Genomic DNA, 21164 nt, shown 5'->3' on the forward strand with positions numbered 1-21164 from the left:
GTTATTGAGTGCTGAGGACTGAGTGCTGAGTCAAAACTCAGAACTCAGGACTCAGAACTCAGGACTCTAGACGCTGATATTTGATGGCTAAAGGTCAGAGGATTTATTAAACCTATGGCGACAAAATTTCCAAAATTTAGCCAGGATCTCGCACAGGATCCGACGACTCGTCGGATATGGTATGCGATCGCTACAGGCAACGATTTTGAAACCCATGATGGCATGACGGAAGAAAATCTTTACCAAAAGATTTTCGCAACTCACTTCGGTCACTTGGCAATCATCTTCCTGTGGGCATCCAGCCTCCTGTTCCACGTGGCCTGGCAAGGTAACTTTGAACAGTGGATTAAAGATCCCCTTCACATCCGTCCCATCGCCCATGCGATTTGGGATCCCCACTTCGGTAAACCAGCGATCGAAGCTTTTACCCAAGCGGGCGCTAGCAATCCGGTAAACATTACCTACTCTGGTCTCTACCATTGGTGGTATACCATCGGTATGCGGAATAACGGCGAACTGTACAACGGTTCAGTGTTCTTGCTGGTATTCGCTGCTGTATTACTGTTTGCTGGTTGGCTGCACTTGCAACCCAAGTACCGTCCTAGCTTGGCATGGTTTAAGAGCGCTGAACACCGCCTAAACCACCACTTAGCAGGTTTGTTTGGTGTTAGTTCATTGGCATGGGCTGGTCACTTAATTCACGTTGCTGTCCCCGAAGCTCGCGGTCAGCACGTAGGTTGGGATAACTTCTTGAATACCCCACCCCATCCAGCCGGTTTGACACCATTCTTTACAGGCAACTGGGGTGTTTACTCTCAAAACCCTGACACTCCTGGACATATCTTCGGGACATCGCAAGGTGCAGGAACTGCAATTCTGAGTTTCTTGGGTGGTTTCCATCCCCAGACAGAAGCTTTGTGGCTGACTGACATAGCTCATCACCACCTAGCGATCGCAGTTTTATTCATCGTTGCCGGTCACATGTACCGGACAAACTTTGGGATTGGTCACAGTCTCAAGGAAGCATTGAATGCCAAGAGTTTCTTTGGCATTCCAGTTGAAGGGCCGTTTAACCTACCTCACCAAGGTATTTACGACACCTACAACAACTCCCTGCACTTCCAATTGGGTTGGCACTTAGCAGCGCTAGGTGTTGTAACCTCCTTGGTCGCACAGCACATGTACTCCATGCCTTCCTACGCATTCATTGCGAAGGACTATACAACCCAGGCAGCGTTGTACACGCATCACCAGTATATTGCTGGATTCCTGATGCTTGGTGCTTTTGCTCACGGAGCAATTTTCTGGGTACGTGATTACGATCCAGAACAAAATAAAGGCAACGTACTTGACCGCGTATTGAAGCACAAAGAAGCGATTATTTCCCACCTCAGCTGGGTATCACTTTTCTTAGGCTTCCACACCCTTGGTCTGTACGTACACAACGACGTAGTGGTTGCTTTCGGTACTCCTGAAAAGCAAATCTTGATTGAGCCAGTATTTGCTCAATTCGTCCAAGCTGCAAATGGTAAAGTACTGTACGGTTTAGATACTTTGCTATCTAACTCAGATAGTATTGCTTACACAGCATGGCCTAACTACGCTAACGTTTGGCTTCCAGGCTGGTTAGATGCCATCAATGCTGGTACTAACTCCCTCTTCTTGACCATTGGCCCTGGCGACTTCTTGGTACACCATGCGATCGCTCTAGGTCTGCACACCACCACCTTGATCTTGGTCAAAGGTGCTTTGGATGCCCGTGGTTCTAAGCTGATGCCCGATAAAAAGGACTTCGGCTATGCCTTCCCTTGCGACGGCCCCGGTCGTGGCGGTACTTGCGACATCTCAGCTTGGGATTCCTTCTACCTAGCTACCTTCTGGATGCTCAACACCATCGGTTGGTTGACCTTCTACTGGCATTGGAAACATCTAGGTATTTGGCAAGGCAACGTAGCTCAGTTCAATGAGAACTCTACATATCTCATGGGCTGGTTCCGCGATTACCTCTGGGCTAACTCTGCTCAGTTGATTAACGGTTACAACCCTTACGGCGTGAATAACCTGTCTGTCTGGGCTTGGATGTTCTTGTTTGGACACCTAGTTTGGGCTACTGGCTTCATGTTCTTAATCTCCTGGAGAGGTTACTGGCAAGAGTTGATTGAAACTCTTGTTTGGGCACACGAACGCACTCCTCTAGCTAACCTAGTTCGCTGGAAAGACAAGCCCGTTGCTCTGTCCATCGTTCAAGCTCGTGTAGTTGGTCTAGCTCACTTCACAGTTGGCTACATCGTGACTTACGCCGCATTCTTGATTGCTTCTACTGCTGGTAAGTTCGGTTAATTCGACTGCTAGTTTTGTAGATAAGTAATAAAAATCCCCTGCCGCAATGGTGGGGGATTTTTTTTGAAATCAATTTTGTAACTGGATGAGGCTAGGGATATAGTATGTATTAAATTGTATGTTTTGAAATATTTTCTGATGCAAGATTCGGAATTGTTAGAAAAATTACATCGAACTTGGGTTCAAGCTTTAATTAATGATTACTGGAACGACTATGCAGCAATTATTGTTGATGCTGAATTAGAATTTGATGTTGAATGGTATCAATATGATAGGGATATTTCAGGTCTTATAATATATTTGCCACTTAATCTCAGGTTAATAGTCTCAAATAGTGACGAAATTCAACAAACTTTGAGACATTATTTTGTATCCATTGCTGCTGGTCATATTTGGAATGATATGGCTAAATTTCCCATCTACTACAAAGTTAAGTTACTAGAGGTAGAAGAGAATTGGCAGAAGACTATTAAATTTCTAATAGCCAAATCAAAAGAGTTGAATCAAGGACTTATTACAGAGAAAGCTTTTGCTCGAAAAGGTAGAGAGCCGATCATTTACAATGAGATGAAATTTGCGTCGCAGTCTGAAATTAGAATTGCACAAGAGTTAGAAATGAAAAGTGTTTTATTCTTTCCACTACCTCTAGCTGTCAGACATGAAACAGGTAATATTTATGAAGATCACCGAGAAGTAGATTTTTTAGTGTGTTTAGACGGAACATTCGGAATATTAGAGATTTCTTTTCACCCAGATCGGTATGAAAAGGATAAAGAAAAGGATGCTTGGTTTAAAAAGTCAGGAATTCTTTGCGTTGAACACTACCCTGCGGAGAAATGCTACAACCAACCAAGGGCAGTAGTAGAAGAATTTTTGAGCTTTTTGTCTAAATACAAAAGGTAGACTGCGATCGCCTAAAATTAACTTAGTTATAAGCAGCAATATGGAAGAATTGCGAATCTCAGAAATAGAAGCTACGTTTACAGCGCTTGTTAAGCAATGGCGTGAAGAAACTTTTGGGATATCATCTACCAACCAAATGTCGATGCACCCTGCATATCAACAAATTATCGGGATGGGAAAACCTGTAATCCCACTTTTACTTAGGGAACTGGAAAAGAAATCTGGACACTGGTTTTGGGCATTAAAATCCATCAGTAGAGAAGATCCTGTACCTCAAGAATATAGGGGAAAAGTAAAGGAAATGACTAAAGCTTGGCTGGAATGGGGTAAGCAAAGAGGCTACAGGTGGTAGGTAATAACGCTTGGGTTAAGTTTGTCAGAGAAAAAATTGAGCGTGATTATCCTAACCTCATTGTCTATGGATACAAACTTACCAGTCCAGATACAATTGATTACAACTGTGTTGCTTGGGCAGCAGAGGATGATGAAACATGGTGGTGGCCAGATATTCAACATCAATTTTATTGGCCATTGAGTATTCCCAGAGAGGAAACTATGGAGGCTTTTCAACAGGCATTTGAAACACTTGGTTATGAAGTTTGTGAAGGTGATGCTTTAGAAGAGGGATTTCAAAGAATAGCAATATATACTAATTTCAATAAAGTACCAACTCACGTTGCTAGACAATTACCGACTGGTAAATGGACAAGTAAGCTTGGATCTCTAGAAGATATAGAGCATAATAATTTACAAGGGCTAACTGGGAATCCTGGTTATGGTGAGGTTGCCTGTATTATGAAAAAGTCAATTTCAGTCTAGAAAATATTCAGCACTAATCTAATTATCAGGCTAACCAAAAGTGCGATGTCTACGCCTAAGCCCAACCATGAAAAACTTGCAAGAGCGCATTACGGAAAGCCCAAATATATATATGTCATGGTAAACGGTGCATCAAGGTATGCAAAGTCAAAAATGCCTATCAAGCAAAAATACGTCCTAGTGGACATGATATTTCTGATAAATTTCAAAAAGATAACCAAGGTGCAATTCCGCCAAATTTACTAGAAATTGCGAATACTGAATCTAATAGTGCTTATTTACGACGCTGCAAAAGACCAGAAATTAGACCACATCCAGCGCGTTTTCCTCAAGGGTTCGCCGAGTTCTTCATCAAATTCTTAACTGATGAAGGTGATATGGTATTAAATCCATTTGCAGATTCTAATACAACTGGGTTTGTTGCTGAAACTCTGCAACGTCGATGGATATCTTTTGAAATTAATGAGAATTATGTAATGGGAAGTCGTTATCGGTTTAGCCAATAACCAAACTAGGTGAAGGTTCAGGAGTGAGGAGTTAAAATTTATAGCTTATGACTCGTAACTTGTAACTACTCACTTAAATTTCTCCATTCACCTGCATTTGATGAACTCGATCGGCTAGCTCTTGACGACCTCGATCGTCTAGTTTATCAATAGCTAACATTCCCATAAGAATCACTTCTTTCAGTGTTAAACGTGTCGAATGTGCCTGTTTCTGCACAATCTCCTTAATAATCGGACTGACACCAATCGCTGTACTAGCTCTAGCCACGGAATAAAAGGAAAGCACTAATGATTAAACCTAAATCTTAGCACTTCTAATGAAGTTATTTTCTATAGTTAAAACTTAATTTAAATGTATTTCAACTCATACTTCTATGAGTAAACATAAACTTGAAATTATATATACAGAACTACAACAGAAGTACAGAAAATTATTCTACTCCTAGACTATCTGTATCAAACTCCTTTAATCATCACATCAAAGTTAGGAGCCAACTTTTGAATGAAAATAAATTTAACTTTTGTCATATCAGTGTAACGTGTATACTGTTTGACCGTGCTGTAGATGACTCCAGAGTTATCCCAAATCAATTTGAGCGTCTAACCTTTTTTTGGGTAAATTCTCAGAATCTCAGTATAACTAACCTTTTGCTTGCTGATTAAGCGCACCTTATCGTATGATATCAACTAATCGCCAAGTTTACACTCACTTTCAAGATTTGTTGCCACTGAGTTATAAAAAATGGTCTACTTTTGAAAATAGTACTTTCAGTAGAAGTATTCTCACAAATAAGACTTGTATAGCACCGAAAAAACCCTACTTTAAAGAGATCGTAAATTGTCTAAGATAATCTCCTCAACACGCTTTACAGAACTATACAGTGTAAATAAGAATAATAACTTAACCTAAGTAAAATTTTCCTGAATACAGACAACTAATGATGTGATAGGGAAAAGCAGTGAGTAGAGGAGAGACAAAGCGATGAGGGATCCTTATCTGTTGGCAGCAGGCTTGTTAACAGGATTAGCAATACCAGCATCGGCTCTTCCACATTTGTCAATTGTCCTACCAGAAAGTTCTAGATTCCTGTGGGATTTAAAACAAGGCTCGCAGACAATAGTAAGTAGACAAATCATCCCCAGCGTTGATCTCTCCTTACTAGAACTCAGTGGGCAAGCGTTTCAACCCCTAAAAAATTCGCAGCCAATAGCAGGTGAGAAAAACGTCACTAGCATACCCGAACTCAGTAGTGAGGGATTACCAGCCCAAACAGAATCATTAGTCAAACCCAGCGCTCAAGCAGCTGGGATTTCATTGACATCTGGTAATCAACTTTACTACCAAAGATTGGCGGCTCTGAAAACAGGTCAGATTTATACGCGCGTAGATAATGATAATTTGCAATCTTTGTGGGAGTCGATCGGGAAGCGTCAACTAACTTATGATGACTGGAAAAGTTTATTAACTTTAGAAGCTAGAGCGATCGCTCAAGGTCAAGGTGCAAATCATCTAAGTATCTTAGTTGGTGATTCTTTGAGCATGTGGTTTCCTAGAGAAAAATTGCCCACGGGGAAATTGTGGCTCAATCAAGGCATTTCTGGAGATACTTCTAGTGGAGTTTTAAAAAGATTGGGGGCATTTTCGGCAACCCGGCCGGATGTGATTTATGTCATGGCTGGGATTAACGACTTACGAAAAGGCGCTAGTGATGACACAATTTTGCGTAATTATCGCCGGATTGTCCGTCGTTTACGGGAGGCTCACCCGAAGACTCAAATCATTGTCCAATCAATTTTGCCTACTCGCCTACCAAAACTTTCCAATAGCCGCATTCGTCACATAAACACCCAACTTGCCCAGATTGCCAAACAAGAAGGCGCTAATTATTTAAATATTTATAGCTGGTTTACGGATCTGGAAGGCAATATGCGCCCAGAGTTGACCACAGACGGTTTACATCTGTCCCAAGAGGGTTATGATGTGTGGCGCTCGGCACTACAGCAGATAGAATACAAGTTGACTCAGCGTGAAGATTGAGCGATCGCTCTATGTTTGAGGTGATGTCTACGATGGGCTGCGCCTACGCAATTTTTTATACTTATGGAAGTTACTGACAACGATGCCATCACCATCCGTTCTCTAATTGAACACCAATTGGCAGCCTTTAAAAAGGATGATGCCGAAGGCGCTTTTGCCTTCGCCAGTCCGGGAATTCAGGCGCAATTTGGCACACCAGAAAATTTTATGCAGATGGTGAAGATAAGCTACCCAGCAGTATACCGTCCTCGTTCTGTCTTTTTTGAGAAGATAACAGCCATCCAGGGAAACATAACTCAGCCAGTGCTACTACTTTCTCCTAATGGAGTTCCTTTAAGAGCTTTATATTTTATGGAAAAACAGCCGGATAATACCTGGAAGATTAACGGTTGCTTTCTAGTTTCTATAGAAGGTAAAGAAATATAAATTCTATTTCCATACAGGAAAAATTTTATGCTTTAACCCCCAAAGCTTCCCGATTTAAAATCTGATTTAACTTACCACTGCGATAACCTTCCAAATCCAGGGTTACGTAAAGAAATCCGAAATCCTGAAATGCAGAAACTACTTTCTGCAAATCTGTCGTTAACACAAAATCTTTAATTTGTTCTGGTGATAATTCAATGCGTGCTGTATCCCCTTCCGATCGCACGCGCAAATTCTGCCAACCCAGCTTTCTTAAGAAAATTTCTCCTCTACCAACTCGTTGTAACTTAGCGACAGTAATCTCCTCACCATAAGGAAAGCGGGAACTGAGGCAAGGTTGAGCGGGTTTATCCCACCAAGGTAAACCGAGTTGTTGCGAAAGTTGGCGGACTTCAACTTTGGTGACACCCACTTCTGCTAAAGGCGATCGCGCCCCTCTTTCTTTTGCCGCCTGAATTCCTGGGCGATAATCATGCAAATCATCGGCATTTACCCCATCTACTACGTAGGGATAACCCAACTGCAAAGCTAAAGGTTTGAGAGTGTCGTGCAACTCACTTTTGCAAAAATAACAGCGATTAACCGGGTTAGAAGTGTAATTGGGATTTTCCATCTCGTGAGTCTGGACGATTTGATGAGGAATCCCAATAGTTGCAGCTTGAATTTTGGCATCTTCCAACTCTTCTGGCAACAGCGAAGGAGAAACAGCCGTAACAGCTAGAGCGCGATCGCCCAAGGCATCATAAGCAATTTTGGCAACCAAGGTGCTATCAACGCCTCCAGAGTAGGCAATCAATGCCTGCTCCATCTCTTGAAATAAGGCTTTTAATTGCTCAAATTTTTCTGTCAGCATCATTTCCCAATCCTGCCTAAACCCTATAGCACCCAACAATTTCTATTGTAGTCATTGGTCATTGCTTATTCCCCTTCCTTGTCTCCCTGCTCCCTGCCTCTTCTCTCCCTTCCCCTATATTGGCGGGTTGCTGTACTTGGCTACCAGACTGGCTAAAAGTGGTAAATCAATCGGTTTAGAAATATAGTCATTTACTCCAGCTGCTAGACAGGTTTCGCGATCGCCTTTCATCGCCATTGCTGTTTGAACAATTACCGGAATCGTGCGATATTGCTGATTTTCTCGCAGTTGTTGCACCAAGTTAAGACCATTTTCATCTGCCAGAAAAACATCCATTAAAATCACTGCTGGGTCTAGCTGTGTTAGAGCTTCCCACATTTCGGCAGCATTCTTGACCCAAGTGACCCGATATCCCAATTTTTGTAGATAAATTTGCATCAAATCAGCGTTGGGTAAGTCATTTTCTACCAGTAAAATATCTATGGAGGAACTAAGGCTCGAAGGCAGAGGAGATGAAGAAGATTTTGCCTCTTTACCTGCCTCATCTCCCTCATCTCTTACCACTCCCGCCTCTTGTTTAAAGGGAAGTCTGAGGGTAAAACGGGAGCCGGCACCTACTTCAGATTTCACTTCCACAGAACCACCGTGAATTTGGGCGAGTTTCCGAGTCACTGCTAAACCTAAACCAGTACCTTCAGCACCACCAGCGACAGCCTTGGCAATTTGGAAATAGGGTTCAAATAGTTGAGTCTGGTCTTCTTGAGAAATGCCAGTGCCAGTATCCCAAACTGTAAAATGTACAGATACACCTTCGGGAACAACCTGTAAGCCAACACTTCCTTTGCTGGTGAACTTTAGGGCATTGAAGAGTAAATTCAACAGCATTTGCTTGAGTCGCAAAGAGTCAGCTACTAGGGTTGTAATATCGGGGTCAATTTCTAGACGGAGTTTTAAACCCTTATTAGCGGCTTTCTCTTTCACCATTGCCAAAACATTGCTACACAGCAATGGCACATCTACTATCTCGCATTGTACCTCTAGCTGATTTGCTTCAATTTTAGAGAGATCCAAAATATCATTAATCAGAGCTAGCAAGTGCTTGCCGCTAGACTGAATAATATTTAAATACTCTTGCTGACGTTCTTTAGGTGGTTCATACCCTGGAGCTAAAAGCAGATGGGTAAACCCAATAATGGAACCAAGTGGTGTGCGAATTTCGTGGCTGGTGTTTGCCAGAAACTGATTTTTGAGTTGATTGGTGCGCTCCAATTCTTGATTAGAGTTACTTAACTGTTGATATTGTTGCTGCCAAGATTGGATATATCTAAGTTGTAACAAGGCTGTTGTACAGTAGTTGGCAGACCTGGCCATTAATTCCGATCTGAGTTGAGCTTGTGATTCTATGAGTGGATCGCAATTAGAGCTTAGGGGCGCTGCGGCGATAATTAGCCAGCCCATAACGCTACCAGAATCATCAGCTAACCGCCAAGCACTCGGTGGCTGTTGATTCTCAAGCTGTTGCAAATCTTCGATTTCTATAACCTCTTGCAATCTTAACAGCAGCTTTTTTTCTGCTGTCAGCACTTCCAGAAATAAAGGTTGTGAGTTTGGGGATGGAGAACGAGAAACATAACAAACTGTGGCAACAGTTTCTTGTGGTTGAAACAGAGCAATGCCTACGGCATAAACTGTAAGCACCAGATTGCTGCTGTTCACAGCAGTGTCAATTTCGTTAACCACAGTTTGGAGAATTTCTGCTTCTGCGGCTCCTGCCTGTAGGACAGTGTTACAAGCAGAAAGCAGGTAATGATTAAGGCGACTTTGCAACTGGTTCAAGCTGCTCTCCAGCCACAACTTGGCGCGAAGTTGCTGAATGGTTGTCAAAAGTTTTGGCGTTGCATCTATCTGTGAGTTGTGGTCTGGTAAGCTTGAGTACTGCTGCATGGTCAACTAGACAGCTGAGCAAATTTAGCTTCACATAAAAATCCAAAGAGGATTTTTATGTATATTAGCGGACAATTCTTTTTTATTTATAAACCATAACTTATGTTGTTATAAACCATAACTTATGATGTCGAGTTTAGCAGCTAGTCGAAAAAAATAATTATATGAACCACTGACCTAAAATTTTAAAAACGCAACTTAAGAATTATGGATACACAATTCGCCCAACTAATCGTCAATGGAATTGCGGTAGGAAGCATTATTGCTCTAGCCGCAGTCGGACTCACTCTTACTTATGGAATTTTACGGTTATCGAACTTTGCTCATGGTGACTTTCTGACTTTAGGAGCCTATCTCACTTGGCTGATCAATAGTATTGGAGTTAATATTTGGCTGTCAATGATCCTGGCGGCAATAGGAACAGTAGCAGCAATGCTCTTATCGGAAAAGTTATTGTGGTCTAGGATGCGCTCTATCCGTGCTACTTCCACTACGCTAATTATTATTTCTATCGGACTTGCCTTATTTCTTCGCAATGGCATTATTTTGATCTGGGGTGGCAAGAACCAAAATTATAATTTGCCTGTTACCACAGCTTTAGACATCTTTGGTTTAAAAGTGCCGCAAAATCAATTATTGGTATTGGGGTTAGCGGTGCTAGCAATTTTGGGGCTGCATTACTTGCTGCAAAATACCAAAATTGGTAAGGCGATGCGAGCAGTTGCTGACGATCTAGACTTAGCTAGGGTTTCAGGTATCAATGTTGACCGAGTAATTTTCTGGACTTGGCTAATTGCTGGCACTCTTACGTCATTAGGCGGCAGTATGTATGGTTTAATTACAGCCGTGCGTCCCAATATGGGGTGGTTCTTAATTTTACCGTTATTTGCCTCAGTGATTCTTGGGGGGATTGGCAACCCTTACGGTGCGATCGCAGCAGCTTTTATCATTGGCATCGTTCAAGAAATCAGCACGCCCTGGCTGGGTTCACAGTATAAACAGGGTGTAGCACTGTTAATCATGATTTTGGTGCTGCTCATTCGTCCCAAAGGTTTATTCAAAGGAACGATTTGAGCAGCACCACTCCACTTCTAATTATTCAATAATGTGGAAATACCAGGCTGCTACCAGGAAATTGATAGCTAATAAGAATATTGCCCAGCCTGTGCGATAGGGGTAGGGAGGTTTAGCTCCACTGTCGGCAACTGGGGAATTTGCAGGATTCTTTGTTGTTTTAGCGGTCATAATCCGATTCTCCTAATGTCATGACTTTCTAAGAAATACCAAACTGGCGTACCAAATACCCAAATTCTTTAAGAATATTTGTGTAAATTTGGGAATGGGGCATTGGGCATTGGGCATTGGTTTTTCCCCTGCTCCCTACTCCCCACTCCCTCCTCCCTTCTCTCCAGCATGATAGGAACTGCGAACCAGAGGCCCAGACCGGACATGGTTGAATCCCATTTCCCATGCTAATCTGCCGAGTTGATCGAATTCCTCTGGAGTCCAATATTTTTGGACTGGGAGATGTTCAAGAGTTGGACGCATATACTGCCCAATAGTCAAGCGATCGCACTCCACAGCCCTTAAATCAGCCATTGCTTCAATAACTTCATCAAGTGTTTCGCCGTGTCCCAGCATCAAACCTGATTTGGTGGGAATTGTCGAATCGATTTCTTTGATCATAGCTAGTACTGAAAGTGAGCGATCGTATTTGGCTCCCCGGCGTACTGGCCCAGTTAACCGCCGCACTGTTTCGATATTGTGATTGAAACACGCTGGTTTAGCTCTTACAATCATCGCTATCCGTTGGTGTTGACCTGATTCCCCAACACCAGCACCACCCCAAAAATCAGGGGTCAGCACTTCAATTTGAGTTTCTGGGTTCAACTGGCGGATAGTCGCGATCGTCTCCACAAAATGCCCTGCGCCTCCATCGGGCAAGTCGTCACGGGCAACAGAAGTCAGCACCACATAACGCAATCCCAAAAGCTGTACTGCTTGTGCTACCTTTTGGGGTTCCTCTAAATCAAGAGGCATCGGTGCATGACCTTTATCTACTTGACAAAAAGCACAAGAACGTGTACATGTAGGCCCCATTAGCAAAAAAGTTGCAGTTTTTTGGGCATAGCACTCTCCCCGGTTGGGACAGCGCCCTTCTTCACAAATCGTGTGAATTTGGCGCTGTTTAATAATGCGTTGTACGGTAGAGATTTCACTGGCTTTACCGATAGGGCGACGTAACCAACTAGGCATTGCTGCAATTTCAGACTTTAGTTCAGCTTGTTGTGACGAAATCATAGACATCCAAGCAAGATACGGATATTAGAGGAATGTTGTGTCAATTAACAAATGATAGATAAGAATAGACGCAGCAAACGGGAAATGCGGGAACCTCTGAATGAAATCACCATGTCTCCGTCTTCTTTATGCCTCAAATCAAAGCTAAAGCCTTAAATATCACCATGACATAAATCGAAAAAACAGTAAGCAAGAGTTTTATAAAACACCTATAACAATGCCATTTATACCGAAATATACTATCCCCCAATTGCTAGAAATTTTGTATATAGTGGGAGGATTCTCAAGGACAATCGGCAAAGCCGCTATTTACACTTAAAGTTTCTGTTAGAGCAAACAGTCGTGGCAAGCAACAAGATTTTAGTTATCGATGACACTACAGTTGTCAGGGTAAAAGTACGAGAAATGTTGCCTCCGGGCAATTTTGAGGTACTGGAAGCAAAAGACGGTTTAGAAGGACTAAATTTTATCCTTCAGGAAAAACTCAGCCTGATTATGCTGGATTTCCTGTTGCCTAAAATGAGTGGCTGGGAGGTTTTCCAGAAAGTTCAAGCCGATCCGGAATTAAGGAAAATTCCTTTGGTGATCATGTCTGGTCGCAAGGAAGAAGTAACTGAGAAAATCACAGAACCCTTTGAATACTTTGAATTTCTGGGCAAGCCTTTCGATCAAAAGCAACTAATTAACGCAATTAAGTTAGCGATGACCAAGGCGAAACAGCCACGCCCAGAATTAGTCGCAGTCGGAGCGGGGGTTGCTGTTAAAAATAGCACAGTTACAACCTCTAGTGTTGCAACTGCTACAGTAGCAGCCCCTAGCGTCGCAAACACCGCGACGTTAGCAACTCCTACTGCTGCAAATACTGCGATGCCTACGGCGGCAAGCAACGCAATCCCTACTACCGGAGGAGTCTCTGAGGCAGAAATTAATGCCTTGAACGAGAAAATTGTCAAAATGCAAGCTGAAATCGATGGCTTGAAGAAACAGCTAACTCAAGTTGTGACTTTTATTAAACAAAAAATCAAGTAGCATTTGTGCTCATTATTATTATCGCAGTCGAAAACACCCCGTTTTTCATAACGGGTGTCCGATTAAAAGCGGGTAAAAATAGTTAGTTCAAAAACACTTATGTTGACAAATCATCGTTGACAACAAAATTCAAAAATAGGAAAAAATAACTAGCAATTATCTGCGCCTTTATAATTTTTGAATTTTGAATTCTCTATTCGCGCAGCGTCTTCGTAGGAGAAGATGTTTACACTCTAACAAAGCAGTCTTAAACCCACTAAACCTGCCGCAGTTTGCTCTTAACCTAAGAAGAACGGCAGGCTTTTTTGTTGTTTAATTTACAATCTCCAAAATCTACATCACAACTTGATAGCTGGCCCGCAGAAAGAAAGCAGTAAGAGCAAATATTTACCAGATAAATTTAGTAACAATGTGCTTGGTAAGCTTATGTCTTTATACCCAAATTATCCTGTTCATAATTACATAGTTCAAGAGCAGATATTTAGGTAAAAATTATTTTTCTTAATCCAAACTAAACAAATGAAATTCTTATTTCATGATGATGATAGCCTTCACACGGGAATACTAAACCATAGAAACAAGAATTATGAGCATAGTCTGCGATGTTAGTAGTATTAGATACATTATATGCGTTTCCTGGCTATCGCATCACCGAGCAAATTTACTCCGGCAGTAAAACCCTAGTTTATCGGGGCATTAGAGAACAAGACCAAAAACTAGTCATTCTCAAGTTAATGCGGAACGAATATCCTACGTTCGCGGAAATCGCCCAGTTCCGCAATCAATATATCATTACCAAAAACCTCGATCTTCCTGGGATAGTCAAAACCTATAGCTTAGAAAGCTACCGTAACACCTACGTCCTACTGATGGAAGATTTTGGTGGCATTTCTCTACAAGATTGGCGACTAGAGAACAAGGGGAAGGAGGAAAATTTTCTTTCCCTCAATGAGTTTTTCCCCATTGCTATTAAAATTACTTCTACCCTTGAAGGATTGCATAGCGATCGCATCATTCACAAAGATATCAAGCCTGCCAATATTCTAATAAACCCTACCACAGATGAAATAAAAATCATCGATTTTAGTATTGCTACTCTCCTACCAAGAGAAATTCAATTTCTCACTAATCCCAACATCTTAGAAGGGACTTTGGCTTACATTTCTCCAGAACAAACTGGAAGGATGAACCGAGGTATCGACTATCGAACTGATTTTTATTCCCTTGGTGTTACCTTCTTTCAACTCCTCACCGGACAGTTACCCTTCACCACTAAAGATCCGATGGAGTTGGTTTACTCTCATATCGCCAAACAATCGCTAAAAGCCAGCCGGATTAACTCTAAGATTCCGGCAATTTTGTCTGAGATTATTAGTAAACTGATGGCAAAAAATGCCGAAGACCGCTATCAGAGTGCTTTGGGGTTAAAGCATGACTTGGAGGTGTGCCAAAACCAGTGGCAAGATACAGGAAATATTGCCCCTTTTAAACTAGGTGTGAGGGATATCTCAGACCGTTTTGTAATTCCTGAAAAACTCTATGGTCGCCAAGCTGAAGTTGAAACCCTACTCGCTGCTTTTAAGCGTGTGACAGAAGGGGCAACAGAAATGATATTAGTTGCGGGTTTCTCTGGCATTGGTAAAACTGCTGTGGTCAATGAAGTCCATAAACCTATTGTCCGGCAGCGTAGTTACTTCATCAAAGGAAAATTTGACCAGTTTCAACGTGACATTCCCTTATCAGGATTGGTGCAAGCTTTTCGAGACTTAATCGGGCAACTACTCTCAGAAACTGATGCCCAAATTCAACAATGGAAAGCCAAAATTCTGCTGGAATTGGGTACACAGACTCAGGTAATTATCGATGTAATTCCTGAACTCGAACAAATTATTGGTAAGCAACCTGCGGTTACAGAACTCTCTGGCAGTGCTGCCAAAAATCGCTTCAATTTATTGTTTAAAAAATTTATTCAAATTTTCACAACTAAAGAACATCCCCTAGTTATCTTTCTTGATGACTTACAATGGGCAGATACAGCCTCTTTAAAGTTAATTCAGTTATTAATATGTGAAAACCCGTTGTGTTCTGTTTCAGAAAAGGCAGAACAGACACATGAGAATCAGGGAGGTTTATTGTTAATTGGTTCTTATCGAGATAATGAAGTTTTCAAGGTAGATCCGCTTTATTTTACATTACAAGAGATTGAAAAATCGGGAGCAACCATTAATACAATCACTCTAGCACCCTTAAATCAGGGTGATTTAAATCATCTCATTGCTGATACTCTACATTGTCCTGAAGTAGTTGCAGTTCCTCTCACGCAGATGGTGTTTGCAAAAACGAAAGGCAACCCATTCTTTTCCGTCCAATTCCTCAAGTCTTTACATGATGATGGGCTAATATTATTAAACTTTGATGCTGGTCATTGGCAGTATGATATTTCCAAAGTCAAAGAGTTAGCTCTCACAGATGATGTAGTAGAATTTATTGCCCTACAAATAGAGAAATTGCCAATATATACTCAAAAGGTTCTGAAACTAGCTGCCTGTATTGGTAATCAATTTGACTTAAAAAGTCTAGCGCTCGTCAATGAAAAATCTGTAGTAGATACAGCATCAGACTTATGGCAAGCATTACTTGATGGATTAGTTTTACCACAGGCTGAGAATTACAATATTTTTGCAAAAGAAAATACTAATCAAGAATTTATTGTTCATGGAATAGAATCTACCCAATTTTCAAGTTCTAATTTACAGCTACCTAAATATAAATTCGTACACGATCGAGTTCAGCAAGCCGCTTATTCTTTGATTCCTGAAGAACAAAAAAAGCCAATTCACTTAAAAATTGGGCTACTGTTATTGAACAATATTCCGGTTGCAGAACAGGAAGAAAAGATTTTTGAGCTTGTCAATCAGTTTAATATCGCAGTAGAATTCATCTCCCCTCAAGCTAAACGAGATGAACTAGCCCAGATGAATCTGACTGCTGGACGTAAAGCTTTAGCATCAACAGCTTATCCATCTGCTGTGAAGTATTTAACTATCGGCATCCAACTGCTGACAGATGATGGCTGGGAGACTAAATATAAGCTAATTCTAGCTTTGTATGAGACAGCAGCAGAGGCAGCGTATCTAGCTGGCGACTTTAGGCAAATGGAGCAATTAGTAGAGGTAGTGTTGGCACGAGCAAAAACACTGCTGGAGAAAGTAAAAGTTTATGAAGTCAAAATTAAAGCCTATGGAGCGCAGAATCAAGCACTAGAATCTGTCAGGACTGCCCTAAGTGTTCTAAAGTTATTAGAAGTTGAGTTACCTGAAAATCCTAGCCGGTCAGATATTCAGCGATCGCTAGCTGAATTAACATCAAATTTAAATGGAAAGTGTATTGAAGATTTAATTGACCTACCAGAAATGGCGGCAGAACAAACATTGGTAGTTATGCAGATTCTATCCAATGCACTTTTTTTCGCCTATGCAGTCACTCCTGAACTTTTTCTACTGATTGTTCTTAAACAAATCAACTTATCACTCAAATATGGTAATGCTCCCTTGTCCGCCTTTGCATACGTTCTTTACGGAACGATCCTCTGTAGCGAAAAGGGAGATATTCAGTCTGGCTATCATTTTGGCAAACTGGCTTTAAGTTTGGTGGCTAAGTACAATGCCAAAGAAGTTGAAGCAAAAGTCATGGAGGTATTTCATGCAGGTATTCGGCATTGGAAGGAGCATCCGAAGGAAACATTACAGCATTTACTAGAGGCTTACTCTCTGGCGATGGAAACAGGATGTTTAGAATTTGCAGCCTTAGATATTCAGTCTTATTGCTTCAGTTCTTATTCCATAGGTAGAGAACTAACAGGGCTGGAACGCGAGATGGCAAATTACAGTAATGTCCTGAATCAAATCAAGCAAGAAAGAGCGTTTAACTGGAATTGCATCTATCAACAGAGTGTCTTAAATTTACTAGGCGTTGGAGAAGATCCTTGTCGTTTAATTGGTGAAGCCTATGATGAGGAAAAAATGCTGCCACTTCACTTGGAAGTCAAGGATGGAATCGGACTTTTATATTTATATTTTCATAAATTACATTTATGCTACTTGTTTCAGCAGTTCCCTCAAGCAACTGAAAATGCTACTTTAGCAGAAAAGTATTTAGATAGTGGTACAGGACAACTGGTTGTTCCTTTTTTCTATTTTTACGATTCTCTGGCTAAACTGGCGGTGTACAATGACGCATCTGATTCAGAACAAAAGTGCATTCTCGATAAGGTGCAAGCTAATCAGGAAAAGATGCAATATTGGGCATATCACGCCCCAATGAACAATTGGCATAAATTTTATTTGGTGGAGGCAGAAAGACATCGGGTTGGAGAGAAATATCTTGAAGCGATGGAAGCATACGATCGTGCTATCTCCCTAGCTCAAGAACATGACTACAAGAATGAAGTAGCTTTAGCTCAGGAACTAGCAGCTAAATTTTATCTAAGATGGGGCAAGCAAAAAATTGCCCAAACCTACTTAATTGATGCCTACTATGGATACGTTAACTGGGGAGCAAAAGCCAAAGTTGACGATTTGGTAAAACGTTATCCCCAATTACTCACTCCTATATTCCAGCAAGAAAAACTTAGTATCCCTGCCAGGGAGGAAAGCACTTCTTTAATCAACACATCTATATCATCTTTGTCTACTTTGAGTAATTACCAAACTGTTATTGGCTCATCGAAGACAAGTATTTCTGATTCTCTAGATTTAGCCGCATTCATTAAAGCTTCTCAAGCACTCTCTGGGGAAATCGAGCTTGAGCGACTACTTTCTACTTTGATGGAAGTTGTTATGGAGAATGCAGGAGCCTCGAAATGCGCTTTAGTTTTGAGCGAAGGGAATAACTTAGCATTAACTGTCACGGCTATTTGTTCAAGTTCCAATTTTGAGCATACCTACACTGAGTTTCCATCCACTTCCCTTGAGTCAAGCTACGATGTTCCCATCACTTTGATTAACTATGTTAAGCGCTCCAGAGAAATCTTAGTTATTGATGATGCAATGGCTGTTTCTTTTCTAGCAGGTGACAACTATATTCTTAGTGAAGAGCCTAAGAGTTTATTGTCTATACCTCTTCTAAATCAAGGTAAATTGATTGGGATTCTTTACCTAGAAAATCAGCTGACCACAGGAGCCTTTACACGCGATCGCGTAGAAGTCCTCAAACTCCTCACCACTCAAGCAGCAATCTCTCTAGAAAATGCTATCCTCTACAAAAATTTGGCCCAAGCTAAAGAAAGCTTGGAGGAATACAATCATACCCTAGAGGAAAAAGTCCAGAAAAGAACGCAGGAAATCAATGACAAAAATCACAGTTTACAACAGGCTCTCCAGGAATTACAACGTACCCAGATCCAATTGATTCAAAGTGAAAAAATGTCCTCTTTGGGACAAATGGTGGCGGGAATTGCCCATGAAATCAATAACCCCATCAACTTTATTCATGGCAATATTAATCATGCCAGCGAATATGTTCAAGATTTGCTAGATTTGATAGTTATTTATCAGCAAGAATATCCCCGCCCTTCGCCTTTAGTTGAACAGAAATCTGAGGAGATTGACATAGCTTTTCTAGCAGCAGACTTGCCAAAAATTTTAGATTCCATGAAAGTTGGGAGTTTGCGTATCCGAAATATTGTTTTGGGCTTACGCAACTTTTCTCGTCTAGATGAATCTGAGATGAAGCCTGTAGATATTCATCAGGGGATAGACAGCACCTTAATGATTTTGCAACACCGATTTAAAGAAAAGAGCAATTTTCCTGAAATTGAAGTCATCAAAGAATATGGAAATTTACCAGAAGTTATGTGTTACCCTGGTCAATTGAATCAGGTGTTTATGAATATCCTGAGTAATGCAATCGATGCTTTAGAAGATTCATTTATCATTGGTCATCAATCACTGGTAAATCACGAAGAACAAATAACCAAGGATATCGACGCATCAGCAGATTCTCATTTGGTAGGACAAATTCACATCTTTACTGAACTAACAGATTCTAATACAGCGATAATTCGGATTGCTGATAACGGTTGTGGTATGACAAAAGCGGTACAGCATAAAATATTTGACCCATTTTTCACTACCAAGTCAGTAGGAAGTGGTACAGGGTTAGGGTTGTCGATTAGCTATCAGATTATTGTGGACAAACACAAAGGTAGTTTGAACTGTGATTCTACGCCAGGAGAGGGAACTAAGTTTACTATTGAGATACCGATGCAACAGTTAGAGGGCTAGATTAGTAATCTGTCAAGCCCAAATATAAGAGTGCTAAAAACCCAGTTTTTGTGAGAACCTGGGTTTTTAATTACACGCCACCGAAAAAACTAGTCGTAAATGTATTTTTTGTAGATTGGGTTTTACTCCACTCTACTCAACCTAACAATTCTAAAAACCTAATTTGTTCCAAAAAATAGATTTCTAGTATTTATTAAAATAGCTCTGATAGATTACTAAAAGACGGATGTGCTTGTCATATTCTCTAGAGGCTCTTTACGCACACGTCGTCCTGTAGCTACCATTTTGACCCCATTAGCTGGCGCAAGTGCAAAACCTCGACGTTGAGGACGCTCCGGCTGATTACCAACTAGATCGAGTTGATAACCTGACAGGACTTTTGCTAATACTAACTTCATTTCAAACACAGCCAAAGCTTCACCCATACAGCGACGGACTCCACCACCAAAGGGTAAAAATTCATAGGCAGAAAATTCTTGTTCTAAAAAGCGTTCTGGTTTAAATTGCTGAGGTTGGGGATATAAATCCTCGCGTTGATGAGCTAAGTAAATACAGGGAACCAGTAACGTTCCAGGAGGTATAGGATGTCCTAGTAGTTCACAGGATTCTTGACCTAGCCTGGGGAACGCGAACATCGCAATCGGGTGAATTCGCAAAGTTTCATTACAAATAGCCGTGAGATAAGGCAGTTGGGAAATACTTATGGGATCTGGAAAATCACCGAGGGAATCAAGTTCTTGAAGCAATTTCTCTCGGACTTTCGGTAAATCATGAATCCAATACAATCCCCAAGCCATTGCTGTTGCGACTGTCTCATGTCCTGCTACCATCAGTGTCATCAAATCATCGCGCAACTCTTCATCTGTCATCGGATTACCTGCTTCATCCCGCGCTAACATCAGCAAGGATAAGATATCAATGCGATTTGGATTGGGTTCCTCCCGGCGTTGGGCAATTTCAGCGTAAAGCAATTCATAAATTTGTTGCCGTTGACGCAGAAACCATCCCCAAGGACTCCAAGCTCCTAAATCTTGTTGCAGGAAGGGAAAAAAGAGGAAGCTAGAAGTAAAGGGTGAGCTAAAGAGATCCAAAAGCAACGCCACTAAGTGCTTGATTTTGTCGTAACGTGCCCCCTTATGCAAGCCAAAGATAGCTTGTAAAATGATTTGCAGAGAAATCTCCTGCATTGCACTACGAGCTAAAAAGGGCTGATTGAGTGGTAGCTGACTAAAGACTTGTTCGGTGAGATTAGAAATCAAAGCACCGTAGGCTCGCATTCTATCGCCATGAAAGGAAGGCATTGTGAGTTGTCGCCGCCGTTTATGGTGTTCACCGTTCAGCATAAGGAGTGAATATTCCCCAGCTAAGGGTTCAAATATTTTGTTTCCTCTACCAACGAATGGAAACTTCTTCCTATCATTAGTCAAAATTTCCTTGATTGCTTGAGGATGGTTCACGAAAACCACAGTTTCCCCAAAACCAATTACCTCAGCAGTAAAAATGTCAGGATATTGTTGGGCTGCATTTACCATGAAACTAACAGGGTCTGCAACCCACTGGATTTTCTGGATAAAAGAGGGAGCTTTTAGGGGATTAGGTAGTTGCGTTTTATTTTTCATGCTGAAATTGCGTTAATTTTGTTTCGTTAATTCTGGAGTAATATCGATTAACTTGGAAGCAGAAAATTGAATCTATTTCCAACTAACTTTTTTAAAAAAGCC

At 41.2% G+C, this 21164-nt stretch carries 15 protein-coding genes and 1 pseudogene; 10 read left to right on the forward strand and 6 right to left on the reverse strand.

The window, feature by feature from the left end; genetic code table 11:
* The first annotated feature begins 114 nt into the window (after window positions 1-114).
* The 5 genes and pseudogenes from psaB to CDG79_RS10420 form a co-directional block, all read left to right on the forward strand.
* Window positions 115-2340 (forward strand): photosystem I core protein PsaB, encoded by a 2226-nt coding sequence (psaB, locus tag CDG79_RS10395; RefSeq protein WP_094342065.1) that lies wholly within the window; start codon window positions 115-117, stop codon window positions 2338-2340.
* A gap of 138 nt (window positions 2341-2478) precedes the next feature.
* Entirely contained in the window at window positions 2479-3243 is a 765-nt protein-coding gene (locus tag CDG79_RS10400; RefSeq protein WP_094342066.1) for a hypothetical protein, read from the forward strand.
* Between the two features lie 40 nt (window positions 3244-3283).
* Complete coding sequence (locus CDG79_RS10405; protein ID WP_094342067.1) at window positions 3284-3595, forward strand: hypothetical protein; 312 nt, start codon at window positions 3284-3286, stop codon at window positions 3593-3595.
* Entirely contained in the window at window positions 3589-4062 is a 474-nt protein-coding gene (locus CDG79_RS10410) for a DUF7689 domain-containing protein (protein ID WP_189524950.1), read from the forward strand. Before CDG79_RS10405 ends, CDG79_RS10410 begins: the two co-directional genes overlap by 7 nt.
* A gap of 146 nt (window positions 4063-4208) precedes the next feature.
* Window positions 4209-4568 (forward strand): annotated as a pseudogene (locus tag CDG79_RS10420) (DNA methyltransferase); the annotation flags it as partial.
* Window positions 4569-4641: 73 nt separating this feature from the next.
* Here CDG79_RS10420 and CDG79_RS10425 read toward each other — a convergent pair.
* Window positions 4642-4836: a hypothetical protein gene (locus CDG79_RS10425; RefSeq protein WP_094342069.1), complete on the reverse strand. Its 195-nt coding sequence runs from the start codon at window positions 4834-4836 to the stop codon at window positions 4642-4644.
* Between the two features lie 714 nt (window positions 4837-5550).
* On the opposite strand from CDG79_RS10425, the gene CDG79_RS10435 reads away from it, so the two are divergent.
* Window positions 5551-6606: an SGNH/GDSL hydrolase family protein gene (locus tag CDG79_RS10435; protein ID WP_094342070.1), complete on the forward strand. Its 1056-nt coding sequence runs from the start codon at window positions 5551-5553 to the stop codon at window positions 6604-6606.
* Between the two features lie 63 nt (window positions 6607-6669).
* Window positions 6670-7032, forward strand: coding sequence for a DUF4864 domain-containing protein (locus tag CDG79_RS10440; protein WP_094342071.1), 363 nt, complete (start codon window positions 6670-6672; stop codon window positions 7030-7032).
* Window positions 7033-7057: 25 nt separating this feature from the next.
* Here the strand turns inward: CDG79_RS10440 and larE are convergent, their stop codons facing one another.
* Window positions 7058-7885, reverse strand: coding sequence for an ATP-dependent sacrificial sulfur transferase LarE (larE, locus tag CDG79_RS10445; RefSeq protein ID WP_189524953.1), 828 nt, complete (start codon window positions 7883-7885; stop codon window positions 7058-7060).
* A gap of 114 nt (window positions 7886-7999) precedes the next feature.
* Window positions 8000-9829, reverse strand: a complete 1830-nt coding sequence (gene hrmK / locus CDG79_RS10450; RefSeq protein ID WP_094342073.1) for a hybrid histidine kinase/response regulator HrmK — start codon at window positions 9827-9829, stop codon at window positions 8000-8002.
* Window positions 9830-10036: 207 nt separating this feature from the next.
* Between hrmK and CDG79_RS10455 the strand changes: the two genes are divergently transcribed.
* Window positions 10037-10903 carry a branched-chain amino acid ABC transporter permease gene (locus CDG79_RS10455; protein WP_094328288.1) on the forward strand — a complete coding sequence of 289 codons (867 nt, stop codon included), beginning with the start codon at window positions 10037-10039 and terminating at the stop codon, window positions 10901-10903.
* Between the two features lie 21 nt (window positions 10904-10924).
* Here CDG79_RS10455 and CDG79_RS10460 read toward each other — a convergent pair whose 3' ends face one another.
* Both CDG79_RS10460 and lipA read right to left on the reverse strand, forming a co-directional pair.
* Window positions 10925-11074 (reverse strand): photosystem I protein PsaX, encoded by a 150-nt coding sequence (locus tag CDG79_RS10460; RefSeq protein WP_094328289.1) that lies wholly within the window; start codon window positions 11072-11074, stop codon window positions 10925-10927.
* Between the two features lie 135 nt (window positions 11075-11209).
* Window positions 11210-12130 (reverse strand): lipoyl synthase, encoded by a 921-nt coding sequence (gene lipA / locus CDG79_RS10465; RefSeq protein ID WP_094342074.1) that lies wholly within the window; start codon window positions 12128-12130, stop codon window positions 11210-11212.
* A gap of 342 nt (window positions 12131-12472) precedes the next feature.
* On the opposite strand from lipA, the gene CDG79_RS10470 reads away from it, so the two are divergent.
* Both CDG79_RS10470 and CDG79_RS10475 read left to right on the forward strand, forming a co-directional pair.
* Complete coding sequence (locus tag CDG79_RS10470) at window positions 12473-13159, forward strand: response regulator (RefSeq protein ID WP_094342075.1); 687 nt, start codon at window positions 12473-12475, stop codon at window positions 13157-13159.
* Between the two features lie 602 nt (window positions 13160-13761).
* A complete protein-coding gene (locus CDG79_RS10475) occupies window positions 13762-19443 on the forward strand; it encodes a trifunctional serine/threonine-protein kinase/ATP-binding protein/sensor histidine kinase (protein ID WP_094342076.1) in 5682 nt (1893 codons plus the stop codon).
* 215 nt (window positions 19444-19658) lie between these two features.
* Here CDG79_RS10475 and CDG79_RS10480 read toward each other — a convergent pair whose 3' ends face one another.
* The gene (locus tag CDG79_RS10480) at window positions 19659-21062 is read right to left on the reverse strand and encodes a cytochrome P450 (RefSeq protein WP_094342077.1); all 1404 of its coding nucleotides are present in this window, start codon (window positions 21060-21062) and stop codon (window positions 19659-19661) included.
* Between the last annotated feature and the right edge of the window lie 102 nt (window positions 21063-21164).

Source organism: Nostoc sp. 'Peltigera membranacea cyanobiont' 232 (assembly GCF_002245985.1).
In the GTDB taxonomy this organism is placed as follows: Bacteria; Cyanobacteriota; Cyanobacteriia; order Cyanobacteriales; family Nostocaceae; genus Nostoc.